Source organism: Paenibacillus sp. AR247, assembly GCF_002968895.1.
Classification (GTDB): Bacteria; Bacillota; Bacilli; order Paenibacillales; family Paenibacillaceae; genus Paenibacillus_AQ; species Paenibacillus_AQ favisporus.
In genome coordinates, this window is the sequence record NZ_PCZT01000018.1 from 176618 (window position 1) to 191368 (window position 14751).

Sequence of the window (14751 nt, forward strand, 5' to 3'; positions counted from 1 at the left end):
GGCATTTCTCCAGCGAGTACACGTTCGCCCACTTCTTCGGCAATTCGCTTCTGATGGAGCTCGGAAACGTCATCGGAGGGGTGCTGACCGCCGCCATCGTTGCTTACGGCTTCGGCCGGCTGAGCTTCAAGCTGCGGGGCTTCTGGTTTTCCATCCTGCTGCTGACGATGATGCTGCCCGGACAGGTAACGATCGTTCCGCAGTACATCCTCTTTAACAAGCTGGGCCTTGTGGACAGCTACGTGCCGCTGGTGCTGCCGCATTTTTTCGGCGGCGGGGCGTTCTTCATCTTCCTGCTGGTCCAGTTTATCCGGGGCATTCCCCGGGACCTCGACGAGGCGGCGAAAATCGACGGCGCGTCGGTGTACGGCATCTTCCTCCGGATCATTTTCCCGCTGATCAAGCCGGCGCTCATGACGGTCGCGATATTTACCTTTATCTGGAGCTGGGACGATTTCTTCGCGCAGGTGCTGTACATCAGCTCGGTCGAAAAGTTTACGGTCGGCCTGGCTCTGCGAATGTTCATCGACCAGTTTGATATCCAATGGGGACAGCTGCTCGCCATGTCGCTGTTGTCCGTCCTCCCGTCCATGCTTATCTTTTTGTTTGCGCAAAAGCATTTTGTCGAGGGGATTGCGACGACCGGCCTCAAAGGGTAGCTTGGCTGCGTAATAAGATTCCACGAAAAAAATGGCTGATATAAAACGAAAGGGGAAACGGAAGATGATGAACATGAGACGAATGAGCCTTGTCTCTCTCCTGCTGGCGCTGCTCTTCGCGATCACGGCCTGCAGCGGCGGCGGAAAAGGAAGCGGCAGCGGAAAGACGCTGAGCATCATGTGGTGGGGAACGGACGAACGGCACGAAGCGACCAAAAAAGCGCTGGACCTGTACACGCAGCAGCATCCGGACGTAAAATTCAAGCCGGAATACATGGCTTGGGACGCTTACTGGCAAAAGCTGCCGACACTGGCGGCATCGAAATCGATTACCGATGTCCTTCAGATGGACGCCGCCTATTTGCAGGAGTACGTTAGCCGGGGGCAGCTGGAGGATTTGTCCGATATCGACCTGACCGGCATCGTGGATCCCGGCGTCATCGAGAATTTGAAAATCGGCGGCAAGCTGTACGGCATACCGCTCAGCCAGAACGCGCAGGGGATCGCCTTCAACAAGGAGGATCTGGCGAAATACGGCATCCCGCTGCCGCATAAAGACTGGACGTACGACGAGTATTTCCAATGGGCAAAGGACGCCCGCGCCAAGCTGCCGGAAGGGAAGTATCCGATCGGCGACACGACGTCATGGGACGGCTTCAACTACTACCAGACAGCGATGGGCAAGCCGCCGATCATGGCTGACGGAGGCAAGACGTTCACGCTGGATAAAGACCTGTTCATGAAGTTCTACCAAACCTATGAACAGTTCCGCAAGGACAAAATCGTGCCTCCGGCGGACCAGGCGGCCTCGTTCCTGGAGAACGACCCGCAGGCGGACCCGATGGCTTCCGGCGTCGTCATGACCCGGGGTGCAACGACCGGCTCGGTCAGCGCGCTGGAGCAGCTGATGCCGGGTAAAGTGGGTGTCGTCAATATGCCGACCGGTCCGGCCGGCGGGGGCTGGGCACAGTCGACTATTTTCCTCAGCGTCAGCGCCAATTCGAAGAACAAGGAAGAGGCAAAAAATTTCGTCAAATGGTTCGTGACGGATAAGGATGCGGGAAAAACACTCGGACTGACCCGCGGCATTCCGATCAATCCGGAAATTTACAAGGAGCTCGAGCCGAATTTGGAAGCGAAGGATAAGCTCGGCAAGGAAATTTACGATCAGTCCGTCGACAAAGCGCTGCCGTTTTACTCGCCGGCTCCCGGATTCACGGAATGGGTGGACGCCTACAAGAAAGAGATGGACGCGGTCACGTTCGGCCAGCAGAGCCTGGAGCAGGCCTTCCCGTTGAACCGGAAGCAGCACGGGGCGGTGGCAATATCAATCGGCGGGGACAGCGTATGAAAAAGCTTCTCTGTTCGTGAGACGGTGCTGCTGTTATCCTGAATTGATAACCTAATTTTTATGAGTAAGCTAATGAGAAAGAGGTGTTCATTCCATGCAATTGGCGGAATTTTTCTCTTCGCAGCCGAACCGGCTGTGGCATTTGGCGAAGCAGATGAACGTGAACTATGCGGTTGGCGGCCTGCCGTGGGAAGAGAAGTCGGAGAAGCCGTGGGATCTGATGCCGCTGATCCGAATGAAGCAGCGGTACGCCGACTTCGGACTGACGCTGTCCGTCATCGAATCGATGCCGCCGAGCAACAACATCAAGCTCGGGACGCCCGGCCGCGACGAGGAGATCGAGATTTTTCAGCAGTTCATCGTCAACATGGGTGCCGCCGGCATTCCTGTGCTCTGCTACAACTTCATGGCGCAGTTTAACTGGTTCCGCACCTCGACGACAACCCGCACGCGCGGCGGGGCGCTCGTATCAAGCTACGACCACAGCCTGATGGCAGATGCCCCGCTGACGGAGGCCGGCATCGTCACTGAGGCGCAGCTGTGGGAGAACCTGCACTATTTCCTGGAAAAAATCGTGCCCGTCGCCGAATCCGCGCAGGTGAAGCTGGCGCTCCATCCGGACGATCCGCCGATCTCGCCGATCCGCGGCGTGTCGCGGATTCTGACGAGCGCGGCCGCGCTGCAGCGGGCGATCGATCTGGTGCCGAGCGCATACAGCGGCATGACGATGTGCCAAGGAACGCTGGCGACGGCGGGCGAGGACATTCCTGCGGTCATCCGCCAGTTCGCCGGCCAGAAGAAGCTGTTCTTCGTCCACTTCCGTGACGTGAAGGGCACGCCGGAGAAGTTCGAGGAGACCTTCCACGACGACGGCAAGACGGATATGCTCGAAGCGATGAAGACCTATTACGAGGTCGGCTTCGACGGGCCGGCGAGACCGGACCATGTCCCGACGATGGAAGGCGAGGACAATACGAACCCGGGATATGAGCTGCTCGGCCGCCTGTACGGCGTCGGCTATATCACTGGGCTGATGGAAGCGGCGGCCAAGATGAGCCGGACTTCGGTGACGTCTTAAGCTTCGTTCATTTCGAAACAGAAAGATCAGTAATTATCAAGGTACGGATCCCTCCGATCCGTGCCTTTTCGTCTTGACGAGGCATGCCTTTCGTCGACGAAGGGGGATCAAAAGAAAGGGAGGTCGGAGATCAGCGTCCTTTCACGCGTCAACCTGTCGTCCTCCATACGAGAAAAAACCACCCGCACAGCGTTCCGCCGTGCGGGTGGTTCGTATTGCTGCCAGCCGTCAGCTCCACAGCCGGTCGTTGGAATAAAACTTGTTCCACTGGTCGGTCGACTCCCAGATTCCGCCGATCTCCGGGTGGACATGTTCGGCCAGCACTTCGTCATTCAGATCGTCGATGCCGAGACCGGGCGCGTCCGTCAGCGTAATGTACCCGTTCTGGACGAGTTTATCCGGCAGCCTGCTGCCGATGACGATGTCGTCCCACCAATCCACTTCGCAGGAATGGTATTCGAGCGCAAGGAAGTTTTCGGTCGCGGCGGCGACATGGGCGGCTGCAAGGCAGGCGATCGGACTCTCCGCCATATGGATCGCCATGGCGACGCCGTAGTCCTGGGCCATGTCGCCGATTTTCTTCGTCTCCAGAATGCCGCCGGTAGTCAGGACGTCGGGATGGATAACGGAGACGCCGCCCGCTTCGAGCAGCGGCTTGAAATTCTCCTTCAGATAGATGTCCTCGCCCGTGCAGATCGGAGTGGTGACGGCCCGGGACAGCTGGGCGTACTGCTGCGTGTACTGCCAAGGAATCATGTCTTCCATCCAGGCCAGGTTGAACTTGTCGATGCGCCGGCCCAGCTTGATGCAGTCCTGAAGCCCGATATGGCCGAAATGGTCGATGGCGAGCGGCACCTGGTAGCCGATGACGGAGCGGACGTCCGCGACGTACTGCTCGAGCATGTCGAGTCCTTTTTCCGTGACATGAATGCCGGTTAAGGGGTGGGGGATGTTGTAGATATCGTAGTGGCGGTTCGTAATTTCCCGCAGCTCGTCTTCCGACAATCCGTCGAAGTTCTGATTGTAGCGGCGCTTCGACTTTTCCCTCATCTCCTCCAGGAAGCCGAGCGGGGCGCTCAGCGTACCCGGCTCATTGATGATCTGTCCGATGCCGAGGTCCATCTTCAGAAAGGTAAAGCCGGCGTCCATCCGTTTCTTCAGCGCTTCGCCCATCGCCTTGCCAGTATCCTTGCCGACGACCTCCGTATCGCAGTACATGCGGATTTTATCGCGGAATTTGCCGCCAAGCATTTGATAGACCGGCACCCCGTAGGCTTTGCCGGCCAGGTCCCACAGCGCGAGCTCGATTCCGCTGACGCCGCCGCCCTGGCGGGCATGGCCGCCGAACTGCTTGATCCGCCGGAACAGCTTGTCGATGTTGCAGGGATTTTCGCCGAGCAGACGGCTCTTCAGCATGAGGGCGTATACTTTGTCCGCGCCGTCGCGAACCTCCCCGAAGCCGACGAGCCCCTGGTTGGTATACACCTTGATCAGGCTGCTGTGAAAAGGCCCCCCGACGATATCGGTGAAGCGGATGTCCGTAATTTTCAGCTCCGAGGGTCTCGAAGCGGTGCTTACATGGGCCAAAGTTTGCTCGTAAGACTCTTTGTTAATCATGAAATCACTCCCCCTATTGGATGGTTCGTTACAGCAGCATGCTCCCGCCGTCCAGACGGATGGCGGAGCCCGTCAAATATTCGCTTTCGTCCGAGGCGATGAAGGCCGCGAGCCTGGCGACATCGAGCGGGACGCCGACGCGCCCCATCGGGAATTTGGCCAGCTGGCGCTTGCGCCGCTCCTCCAGCTTCTTTTGCGCATCGGGATCGTCCGCTAATATGCGCTCATATTTGCCGACGTCGACGGCTCCCGGCTCGATCATGTTCACCGTGATGCCGTACGGGGCCAGCTCGATAGCGCTTTCCCTTCCTAGCATCCGGATCGCGCCTTTCGTCATCGCGTAGACGGGATCGAAATCGGTCGGCCGCTTCGCATGCACCGAAGAGATGAGAATGATGCGGCCTGCGCCTTTCTGCTTCATGGCCGGAACGACGGCCTGAATACACTGCCAGTAGCCCTTCACGTTCGTATTCATCATGCGGCTGAACGTCTCCTCATCGTGCTTGAACAGGTCGTAGTTCAACTGCACGGCGGCATTGTTCACCAGGATGTCGATGCCGCCGCCGCGATTCTCGACCTCCCTTACCATCGCGGCAATCTCGTCCTGCCTGGCGACGTCCGCCTGAACGATGAAGCAGTCCCCGCCGGCCTCGTCGATCCGCCGCTTCGTTTCAAGGGCGCCGGCCTCGCTGCGGTTATAGTGGACCGCTACGCTTGCGCCTCTGCGTGCGAACTCCAGCGCAATCCCCTGGCCGATGCCGGTTCCCGCTCCCGTCACAAGGGCGACTTTGCCTGCTATGCTCATGGCGAATCGCCTCCCTTTGGCCGTTTCATTTTATGGTCCATATAGTGCAGCAGGAAACCGCCGTCCAGCCGGAGATCCGCGCCGTTCAAGTAGCGGCTTTCCGCAGAGGCGAGAAAGCCTGCGGCATGGGCGATATCCTCAGCGCTTCCCAGCTGCCCGCTCGGCACCTTGGTTTCGTAGCTGTGATACAGCGTCGTAAGCCTGCTGCGGAAGCGTTCATCATCGCCTTCTACCGGCCCCGCCTCAATCGTATTGACGCGGATGCCGTGCCGGCCGAGCTCCAGTGCCGCTTCCTTCGCCAGCATTTTGACGGCTCCCTTGGACGCGCTGTAGACAAAGGAAGATCCGGTCGGCTTCTCGGCATGGATCGACGAAACAAAGACGATGCAGCCCGACTGCCGGGATGCCATCGTCTTTCCTGCGGCTTGTGCGCACAGAAAGGCGGACTTCGCATTGGCATGCATCACTTCTTGAAACAGCGCCTCCGAACAGGTCTCGACGGAAGCGGGGGCGAGCAGATCGTTATTATGGACCAGGACGTCCAGTCCGCCGAGCTCCCGCTCCGCGGTCTCGACCAGCTGGTTCGCGTTGGCTCCGACGCTCAGGTCGAGGCTCGCCACGATGACGTTCGAGCCTGCGGCCCGGGCTGCAGCGATATCAGCTGCCGCCTCGGCGCCGCCGGATGCGCTGTTCAGCACGAGATGGGCGCCGCCGGCCGAAAAACGCCGGATCATGGCTCTGCCAACAGGAGTGTCTGCGTCCGTGATCAGGACGACTTGTGCAGAATGATTCATAAATCACCTCCGGATAGAGCGGTACTTATGGCTGTCGGTACGTTCAACTTCATCATAAAAGGTTGGCACTGCTAGCTTCGAGATGTGAATCTTACGATTTTGTTTGATTTCTTTCAAAAGGGGAGGGAAGAGAGGATTGCGAAGCAGACTGAGCGGCAGTTCTAAACCGGAAGCATGAAAAAAGCGGCTTCCGGAGCGAATGCTGCCCTGTACGGGAAGCCTACGCAAGCCGGATGCCGCTTGTTCGGACCATGCTTTTAGCCTAGTCTAATGCCTAATTTGGGAAAGCGTCACGCTTCTATTACACCGGTTGATTATACCGGCTGCTGCTGTTGTTGCTGCTGCTCCTTGCGCCATTCCTGGACCGCCTGATCAAGACGCTTCATCGCTTCCTCGACCAGGGAGCGGGAGCAGGCAATGTTCAGGCGCATGAAGCCTTCGCCTTCCTTGCCAAAAGCAGAACCCTTGTTCAGGGCAAGCTTGGCTTTGTTCAGCAGAAATTGTTCCAGATCGTCGGGTGACATCTGCAGCGCGCGGAAATCGAGCCACATCAAGTACGTCGCTTCAGGTACCCGGGTTTTGATTTCCGGAATATGTTCACCCAAATATTGACTCACATACTCCATGTTCGCTTTCATGTACACCAGCGCTTCGTCCAGCCAAGCCTTGCCGTCATTGTAGGCGGCTTGGGTGGCTGCGCTGCCGAGCGAGCTGATCGAATTGACATGATAGAGCTCAAGCGTCTTTTTGAACCGGCGCCGGATGGAATCGTTCGGAATGATGATATTCGAAGTATTCAGCCCGGCGATATTAAACGTTTTGCTCGGCGCAGTACAAATGATGCAGTTCTCCTGAATCTCCTCGGACAAGCTGGCGAACGGAATATGGGTCCCTTCTTCATAAACCAGGTCCGCATGGATTTCGTCGGACACCATCAGAATACCGCGCTCCATGCAGAGCTTCGCAACCGCCTCCAGCTCTTCGCGCCGCCATACTCTGCCGACCGGATTGTGCGGGCTGCACAGGATGAACAGCTTGACCTGATCGTCCAGGCTCTGCTCAAGCGCTTCGAGATCCATCGTGTAATACCCGTCCTGCTCCTTCAGCGGGTTCTGTACCAGCTCCCGGCCGTGATCGGTGACGACGCTGTAAAAAGGAGGGTACACCGGCGTCTGGATGGCAACCTTGTCTCCCGGCTCGGTAAAAGCCTGCACGATGAAGCTGAGGGCGGGCACGACGCCTGGGCAGAAGACGATCCATTCCTTGTCGATGGACCACCGATGGCGGCTCTTCATCCAGTCCGCGACGGCCTGATTATACGCATCAGACTGCATCGTGTAGCCGAATACCCCGTGCTCTGCGCGGCTGTTCAGCGCGGAAATGACCGAGTCGGGTGCGGCAAAATCCATGTCAGCTACCCACATCGGAAGGACGTCGGACACGCCGAAGATCCGCTTCAGGTCGTCCCATTTAAAACTATCTGTATTTATACGTTCGATTGGTTGATGAAAGTTCAAGCTGTTCTCCTCCTTGGAAGGTCATTCAAAAGTTCGTCTATCCACGAATATAATCATAACAGATACGGCAAGTTTTTGGGTACACGTCAGCTTTGAAAACCATCCTGCATCTCAAGTACAATGAACGCATGAGGAATGACGCCTACGGGTTATCCGAAAGGAGGAAGGACATGCAGCTGATCGCCATGCTGACCATGCTGATCGATCATGCAGGGATCGTGTTTTTTCCGGATCAAATTTGGCTGAGGGTGATCGGAAGGATCGCATTTCCGATTTACGCCTATGCACTCGTACAGGGACATTATTTTACCCGAAGCCGGACCAAATATTTATTCAGGCTGTTTATACTGGCTCTGCTCTCCCAAATTCCATACCAGCTGGCTCTGGACCCGGACGGGCTGAACGTGGTCGTCACGCTGTTTGTGGCAGCCGCCGTCCTGCAAATTTTGGAGCGCAATCTGTCCATAGCGGCCAAAGCCGGGATCGTTCTGGCCTTTTGCGTTCTGATGGAAGGGTTCCCGTTTGATTACGGCGCATACGGCCTGCTGCTGGTGCTTGCCTTCCGGTATGCTTCCTCCGAAAAATTGCTGGGTGCCCATGTGTTCCTGAACATCCTGTATTTGATAGCATTTGGAGCAGGGGCTGTTCTGCAGATGCTGAGCATCGTACCGACCCTGGTGATTGTATACGGGCCTTATTTATGGAAAAAGATCGAGCAGGCCAGAGTTAGGGCATGGGTGTGGCGGTCGTTTTATCCGCTGCATCTGACCGTTCTGGCTGTGCTGCAGCGGCTGGATGCTTAATGCACCAGCCTTTTTTTCGTTGGAAATATTTACAGTTATCCCATTTACAAACCGATGGTCGGTATTTATAATGGAGCTAATAAAACCAGGGAAAAGGTGATGAAATGGCTCCTTTGATTGGATTGATTGTTTCGCTGTTAGGGTTTCGCTTGATGGGATGGCTGGGCTGGGAGTATATGAATGACTGGATCATCAGTCTGCGCTTTGCGGTAGCCGTCATGTTTTTGCTGACCGCATCGGCTCATTGGGGCAAACGCCGCGCGGAGCTGGTCGCCATGGTACCGCCGCGGTTCGCGCAGCCGGGCGCGTTGGTTACGCTGACGGGTTGGCTGGAAATCGCCGGCGCCGTCGGCATAATGATTCCGATCATGGCCGAGGCGGCATCCACCGGGCTCGCCCTGATGCTGCTGGCCATGTTTCCGGCCAACGTATACGCGGCGAATAACCGTCTGACTCTGGACGGCAGAGCGGTGATGCCGCTTGTCCCGCGAACCGTGCTGCAGGTCGTTTTTTTGGCTGCCGTGCTCGCTGCGGGATGGATGCGGTAGATGCCTCTGCAGTAAAGGAATTCGACGGGCCGATGAATGCGATCGCGCAGAGCCTGCCCAAGCTGGTGAGCCGGGAAGATGTGAGCAACCTCATCATGATGTATTTGATCGGGAAAAGCGATCAGCCGGAAGCGGCCGGCATCGTCGCGGATTTTTACCGGCAGGCGGTCGCCACGTCCAGGAAGTGGATCGTCACAGGCCAGGAGTCCGGAGTCATCCCTTCATCGGTCAATGCCGACCAGGCTGCGGAGCTGTTTGAGCTGCTCTCCTTCGGGCTGCGGATGCGCAGTCTGATCGGAGTTCGCAGCACGGGGTTCGGCATTCAGGAGTTTTCGGAGCTGATTATGCGGACGCTGCGGCCGGACTGTCAAGGAGGTGCTCCGACGTCATGACGCTGCTCCTGTTTCTGCATATTGCCGGAAGCGTGCTTTTCTTGGGCAACATCATTACGGCTGCTTTTTGGAAAGTCCGCGCCGACATCCGGGGCGATGCCGCGGAGATTCACCGCACCGTGAACAACGTGATGCTCGCCGATTATGCGTTTACGCTGCCCGGGCTGCTGTTCTTGATCGTCACCGGGAGCCTGATGGCCGCCAAAGGCGGCTATTCGCTGGCAGGTCTGAACTGGCTCACGGCTTCGCTAATCCTGTTCGGGATCACCGGCGTGCTGTGGCTGGCCGTACTGATCCCGCTGCAGCGGGGAATGATCCGGCTCAGCCGGCAGGCGCTCGAAAACGGCGCGATCTCCGCAGCTTACAAGCAGTTGTCGGCGTATTGGGCGGTTTTCGGCATTCTTGCCACCCTGCTGCCGCTTTTTATATTGTACTTCATGGTCAGCCAGCCTTTTTAAAATGAGGCGCAAACGACCGGCCGTTATGTATAACGGCCGGTTTTTGGTTTGCTGATAAGGGGAGACAAGAGGCTGTCGTCTGCAGCTGCAGGGTCCGCAAAAATGAGGGTATAGGTGCGGTTTTTATGGAAAGAAATAGAGCATACCTTAAATAAAACGCCAAAATGGCTGGGCAGAACCCAAAGCGCAGTGTCTGGGCATTTTCCGGTTGAAAGATGTACAATAAGGGAAGTGCGGATCAGACCGGAAAGATTCCTTCGACTTGATTCAGGGGAAATAAAATTCGGGATGGCGATTTCCCTTTGGCCTGCACCTCGATGAAGTCGGAACCGATGAGCACCAGCTTCATGTTGGAAAAGGCTTTGCCGGACTGGAATACCGTCCGGATCCCGACGCGGCGGAATACCGCCGGCGGCTTGACGTCAAAGACGCGGATGGTCTGCAGACTGAGCGGAACGAACAGCTCCCCCTGAACGCGGATAAAGCTGCTTTTATACACATGCTGCAGCCGCCCCGGCTCCAGACCCAGGCCAGCGCCGTTGATTTCCACCAGATGCCCGGTGAATTTGGCGAGACGCTCCTGCAGGGTTATATTTCTTTTAAACTTCATGAGCAGCACTTGGATCCCTCCGATGAACGTTTATTGCATTGTATGCCCTGAACTGGGCGGGTGCTTCGATTTTTTGAAGAGAATCACAGGTCGTTTTACGCAGGAACAGCAAAGACGGCTTTAGATTTGCGAAAGGAGGAACCATGAACGAGAGCAGGGTGATATCAAGACCATGGGCGCTGGAAGGGCCCAGCATTCAAATCGACCCGCTGTTTCCTTATTATGCGGACCGCTCTGCCGAGAGCATCGCCGAAGAGATCGAGCTGTCCGGCTACCGGACGGTGCATTATTTTGTCGTGAACGAGAGCAGGGTCCGAACGGACATCATTGAGGCTTTTCACGCCCGGGATATTGCCGTATGGGCGCTTGTAATCGGGAACGGAACGTTCGCCACTGAACATCTCCCACGGGAATGGCGTTCCTGGCGGATGGGGCTGCTGAAGGAGCTCAATGACGGCTTTGAGCGGTTTTCTCCGTTCTCGGCATCTTACGTGGAATGGAAAAAGGAGGCGGTCGCCCGGGTCGTTCTGGACCATCCGTTTGACGGCATTGAGATCGCCGAGCCCTATTTTCCGGAATGGGACGGCATCCGCAGAGGGGTATACGGCGACGTCGGCCCCCATGCGAAGCAAGCGTTCCGGGACAAGTACGGCCATGATATTCCCGAATTTCTGAACAAACGGGCTGCTAACTATTATAAAAAAGGTGCCCGACATCTACGGCAAATGGATTACTTTCCGCGTGGACGCCGTGAACGGACTCATCGATGAAATTATAAACGGCAGCGGAGGCGCAAGAAGTGTCCGCCCGGATATTGCCGTGGCGACCTGGTCGCTGGCGGTTGACGGCGGAGCGGTATCCACCCTCCGGCTGAAGGAATGGCAGGGGCTGGATGCGATTTCGATGATCGGGAAGGTCCGGCCGGATATGCACGTGCTTCAAACCCACTGGCCTGACTGGATGAAACGCCATTTGCCGCCGCAGTACGCGGGCGGATACGAGAGCTTCGCCGCACCGATCCGGGCCGCTTATCCCGGACTTCCCCTTGGCATTCAGGCTGACATCGGATCCCGGAGCAGCATGGTGAAGAACCGGCGCTGGCTCAATGACTTCCAGAACACGGTTTACGAGCTCGGCTACGATACGTGGACGGCGTACGAATACCATCTCGGCGGGTATATGTATGACGAACCGCCTGTCCCTGTGAAAGCGGTCATGCGCAGAGAACAAGAGCTGACGGTTTCGTTCAACAAACGGATTGATCCGGATACGCTGGGAACGGTGCTGTTCTTTGCGGAGGAGAACACGGAGGCTGGGCCGCTGGCCGGCATCACCATCGAGCAGAGGGCCGTCGACGGCAACCGTTTATGGCTGCGGGTAAGCGGGCTTCCCCGGCGGCCCGTGCTGGTCGAAGTCAGCGGGATGCGGGATACGCCGGGACTGTGGCATGTGAAAGGCAAAAAGTCGGGTGAAACCCCGATCGGCCAAAGGCTGAAAGTAGAGCAGGATCGTGGGTAAGAGAGTTAGCTGAGCATAAAAAAGCGTCCCGGCGGCAGCGATGCCGCCAGGGCGCTTCTTTTATACTTGCTGTGGGCATTATTGGGCGGTGTATCCGCCGTCTACCATCAGGCTCGTTCCGATCACGTACGAGGAGTCGTCACTCGCCAGGAACAGGACGGATTTGGCCACCTCTTCCGCGGTGCCGAGCCGTCCGATCGGATGCAGCTCCACGAGCTGCTGCTTGGCTTCCGGCGGAAGCGCCTTTAGCAGCGGCGTATCGATATAACCCGGGCAGACGGCATTCACCCGGATGCCGTGTTTGGCGTATTCAATGCCGAGCGTCTGGGTGAGCAGGACGACGCCGCCTTTGGCCGAGCCGTAAGCGGTAACTCCCGCTTTGGCCGCATGGCCGTGGATCGAAGCGGAGTTGATGATGGCACCCCCGGTGCCCTGTCTCAGCATTTGGACCACGGCGTGTTTATCCGACAGGAAGACGCCTGTCAGATTGACGTCGATCGTGCGCTGCCATTTGTCCAGCGACAGCTGATCGGCCGGCTCATCGTTGGCCACGCCCGCATTGGCAAACATAATGTCCAGTTTTCCGTATTCCTTCACGGTCCGTTCCACCAGTGCCTGGACTTCCTCCTCCTTGGTCACATCCACCCGGACGTAAATCGAGTCGTACCCTTTTTCTTTCAAATGGTCGGACACTTCCTGGCCCGCTTCCGAGCGGTCGGCCACGACGACCTTGGCGCCTTCCTGGGCAAACAGGCGTGCGGTGGCTTGTCCGATCCCGCTGGCACCGCCCGTAATGATCGCTACTTTACCGGAAAGTTTCATACCTCGCGTCACTCCTTCTCACAGCAATTGTCCGTATCCGTCACCGGAATCGGGTTCATCTTTGTTAATTTACCCATTTTTCTGAAAATATTAGCCGACGCTTTGGAGATACCCTGAGAATAAAATGCCGCGAACGGAGCAAAAAGAGCTTGCTTTCCGGAAAAGATGGTGGTACATTCAATATATAAATTGTGTACAATTTAATTTTATAAAATATAATTAAAGTGGAGGATGGGACCATGAGTATTTATTCTTTTACAGCAAACAGTATCCGAGGAGCGGAAAAGGAACTCTCGGAGTATAAGGGTGACGTGCTTCTCATTGTCAACACGGCGAGCAAATGCGGGTTCACCCCGCAGTATGCCGACCTGCAGAAGCTATACGAGAAATACGGAGACAAGGGATTCAAAGTGCTCGGTTTTCCAAGCAACCAGTTCGCCGAACAGGAGCCCGGAAGCAATGAGGAAGTGAATACGTTTTGTCAAATTAATTATGGAGTGAGTTTCCCGCTGTTTGAGAAGGTGGACGTGCGCGGAGAAGACAAGCATCCGCTGTTTGCTTACTTGACGGAGCAGGCACCGTTTCAGGGGATTAGCACGGACAATTCCGAAGGGAAAATGCTGCAATCGTTCCTTGAGAAGGAGCAGCCGGAGCTTTTGGAAGGCGACGATATTAAATGGAACTTCACCAAGTTCCTGATCGACCGGGAAGGACGGGTGGTGGAGCGGTTTGAGACACCGGTCGGTCCGCTGGAGCTGGAATCGGCTATAGAAGCGCTGATCTAAGACACGATGGTATGGATAGTGGCTATTCATGCCAGGGCCGCGTCAAACAGCCATTTGGATAGAATTGCCTTGAATTTTAATGTATTCTGAAGGTAATTTTCAGGTGTTTTTAAGAAAACTCTCATATAATGCACTCATACCCCTTTTATATATGAATTGACCCTAGGCACGGGACTAGGGTCTATTTTTTTGTCCATTTTTCGTATAAGGCTTTATCCGGAACGGATGAAAGCTGCTTGTCGCCTGGCGTATTACTTATGCCGTATATCGCGGGTATCTTATAGTTAATCAGTTTGTTAAGCCCCATCCTCGCACAAACGCCCAGCAGCCGGCCCCGGACTTACGGTTTCTGGCGCCGCCTGCGCAGCTGAAGCTGCTGGAGATTGCGCCAGGAGATCTGCCGGATGCGCTGGCTTCGCATCACTTCGCGGATCCAGGGATCGCGGAAAACCTGCAGCTCCATGCCGCGCTTCAGCCACTCATGATGGATGGCCATCAGCTCATCCGTAATGACGGCCGGATGGATATACAGTTCGCTGACTCCGGCCTGGAGCGAGCACAGCATAGCCGCTACGCTTTCCCTGAAGGCTTCGTATGTTTCTCCCGGGCGCAGTGAAAAGGGTAGCTGGATTAAGTGATCTGGAATGACGACCCCGAGCGAGTCCGCTTCACGAACCCGCGCCTTATGGATGCGCCGGGCGGCGGAAGGGAGCTGAAGCGAAGCGGGAATATGCCTTGGCAGCCGAAACGGAAGGCCGTTCTCCGCGCAGACGCCAAGGACGAGGGAGAGGAAATCCCGCCCCGTTTCCAGCCCGTACAGGCTCCCCATACTGATTATCGAGATGGGTCGGATTCAGCCCCATGCGCCGGGCGAGCCGGATTTGGCCGATGATTTCGGCGTGCACCTCGGCTGCCTGGGCTCTGGTCTCCACTGTGCGGCAGTCGCGGGGAAAGTACCCCTCATTCGTAATGAGAGAGGACACCGACTGCCGGC

17 protein-coding genes and 1 pseudogene are annotated in these 14751 nt (G+C 56.7%); 10 read left to right on the forward strand and 8 right to left on the reverse strand.

Annotated features, from left to right (window positions below):
• The 3 genes from CPT76_RS26575 to CPT76_RS26585 form a co-directional block, all read left to right on the forward strand.
• The coding region (locus CPT76_RS26575) for a carbohydrate ABC transporter permease (RefSeq protein WP_105445039.1) at window positions 1-659 on the forward strand (659 nt) is incomplete at its 5' end.
• 64 nt (window positions 660-723) lie between these two features.
• Window positions 724-2010, forward strand: coding sequence for an ABC transporter substrate-binding protein (locus CPT76_RS26580; protein WP_258168822.1), 1287 nt, complete (start codon window positions 724-726; stop codon window positions 2008-2010).
• Window positions 2011-2104: 94 nt separating this feature from the next.
• Window positions 2105-3088: a mannonate dehydratase gene (locus CPT76_RS26585; RefSeq protein WP_105445040.1), complete on the forward strand. Its 984-nt coding sequence runs from the start codon at window positions 2105-2107 to the stop codon at window positions 3086-3088.
• A 228-nt stretch (window positions 3089-3316) separates the two neighbouring features.
• Here the strand turns inward: CPT76_RS26585 and CPT76_RS26590 are convergent, their stop codons facing one another.
• The 4 genes from CPT76_RS26590 to CPT76_RS26605 form a co-directional block, all read right to left on the reverse strand.
• Window positions 3317-4705 carry a mandelate racemase/muconate lactonizing enzyme family protein gene (locus CPT76_RS26590; RefSeq protein ID WP_076173646.1) on the reverse strand — a complete coding sequence of 463 codons (1389 nt, stop codon included), beginning with the start codon at window positions 4703-4705 and terminating at the stop codon, window positions 3317-3319.
• A 28-nt stretch (window positions 4706-4733) separates the two neighbouring features.
• A complete protein-coding gene (locus CPT76_RS26595; protein WP_105445041.1) occupies window positions 4734-5510 on the reverse strand; it encodes an SDR family NAD(P)-dependent oxidoreductase in 777 nt (258 codons plus the stop codon).
• A complete protein-coding gene (locus tag CPT76_RS26600) occupies window positions 5507-6304 on the reverse strand; it encodes an SDR family NAD(P)-dependent oxidoreductase (RefSeq protein WP_105445042.1) in 798 nt (265 codons plus the stop codon). The genes CPT76_RS26595 and CPT76_RS26600 overlap by 4 nt, the downstream gene beginning before the upstream one ends.
• Before the next feature lie 314 nt (window positions 6305-6618).
• Window positions 6619-7821, reverse strand: coding sequence for a MalY/PatB family protein (locus tag CPT76_RS26605; RefSeq protein WP_105445043.1), 1203 nt, complete (start codon window positions 7819-7821; stop codon window positions 6619-6621).
• A 170-nt stretch (window positions 7822-7991) separates the two neighbouring features.
• On the opposite strand from CPT76_RS26605, the gene CPT76_RS26610 reads away from it, so the two are divergent.
• The 4 genes from CPT76_RS26610 (at window position 7992) to CPT76_RS26625 (ending at window position 10022) form a co-directional block, all read left to right on the forward strand.
• Complete coding sequence (locus CPT76_RS26610; protein WP_105445044.1) at window positions 7992-8624, forward strand: TraX family protein; 633 nt, start codon at window positions 7992-7994, stop codon at window positions 8622-8624.
• Window positions 8625-8728: 104 nt separating this feature from the next.
• Window positions 8729-9172 carry a DoxX family protein gene (locus CPT76_RS26615; RefSeq protein WP_105445045.1) on the forward strand — a complete coding sequence of 148 codons (444 nt, stop codon included), beginning with the start codon at window positions 8729-8731 and terminating at the stop codon, window positions 9170-9172.
• Window positions 9173-9204: 32 nt separating this feature from the next.
• Window positions 9205-9564 (forward strand): hypothetical protein, encoded by a 360-nt coding sequence (locus CPT76_RS26620; RefSeq protein ID WP_146116436.1) that lies wholly within the window; start codon window positions 9205-9207, stop codon window positions 9562-9564.
• On the forward strand, window positions 9561-10022 hold the full coding sequence (locus CPT76_RS26625; RefSeq protein WP_105445047.1) for a DUF2269 domain-containing protein: 462 nt from the start codon (window positions 9561-9563) through the stop codon (window positions 10020-10022). The genes CPT76_RS26620 and CPT76_RS26625 overlap by 4 nt, the downstream gene beginning before the upstream one ends.
• Before the next feature lie 238 nt (window positions 10023-10260).
• Here CPT76_RS26625 and CPT76_RS26630 read toward each other — a convergent pair whose 3' ends face one another.
• On the reverse strand, window positions 10261-10632 hold the full coding sequence (locus CPT76_RS26630) for a hypothetical protein (protein WP_076173757.1): 372 nt from the start codon (window positions 10630-10632) through the stop codon (window positions 10261-10263).
• A 143-nt stretch (window positions 10633-10775) separates the two neighbouring features.
• Between CPT76_RS26630 and CPT76_RS40570 the strand changes: the two genes are divergently transcribed.
• A complete protein-coding gene (locus CPT76_RS40570) occupies window positions 10776-11402 on the forward strand; it encodes a hypothetical protein (protein WP_258168823.1) in 627 nt (208 codons plus the stop codon).
• Window positions 11374-12150 carry a hypothetical protein gene (locus CPT76_RS40575; RefSeq protein WP_258168824.1) on the forward strand — a complete coding sequence of 259 codons (777 nt, stop codon included), beginning with the start codon at window positions 11374-11376 and terminating at the stop codon, window positions 12148-12150. Before CPT76_RS40570 ends, CPT76_RS40575 begins: the two co-directional genes overlap by 29 nt.
• Window positions 12151-12228: 78 nt before the next feature.
• Here the strand turns inward: CPT76_RS40575 and CPT76_RS26640 are convergent, their stop codons facing one another.
• The gene (locus CPT76_RS26640) at window positions 12229-12972 is read right to left on the reverse strand and encodes an SDR family NAD(P)-dependent oxidoreductase (RefSeq protein WP_105445048.1); all 744 of its coding nucleotides are present in this window, start codon (window positions 12970-12972) and stop codon (window positions 12229-12231) included.
• 239 nt (window positions 12973-13211) lie between these two features.
• Here CPT76_RS26640 and CPT76_RS26645 point away from each other — a divergent pair, with 239 nt between their 5' ends.
• Entirely contained in the window at window positions 13212-13757 is a 546-nt protein-coding gene (locus CPT76_RS26645) for a glutathione peroxidase (protein ID WP_105445049.1), read from the forward strand.
• Between the two features lie 340 nt (window positions 13758-14097).
• On the opposite strand, the gene CPT76_RS36795 is transcribed toward CPT76_RS26645, so the two are convergent.
• Complete coding sequence (locus tag CPT76_RS36795; protein ID WP_146116437.1) at window positions 14098-14586, reverse strand: ChbG/HpnK family deacetylase; 489 nt, start codon at window positions 14584-14586, stop codon at window positions 14098-14100.
• A 16-nt stretch (window positions 14587-14602) separates the two neighbouring features.
• Window positions 14603-14751: pseudogene (locus CPT76_RS42315) on the reverse strand (ChbG/HpnK family deacetylase); the annotation flags it as partial.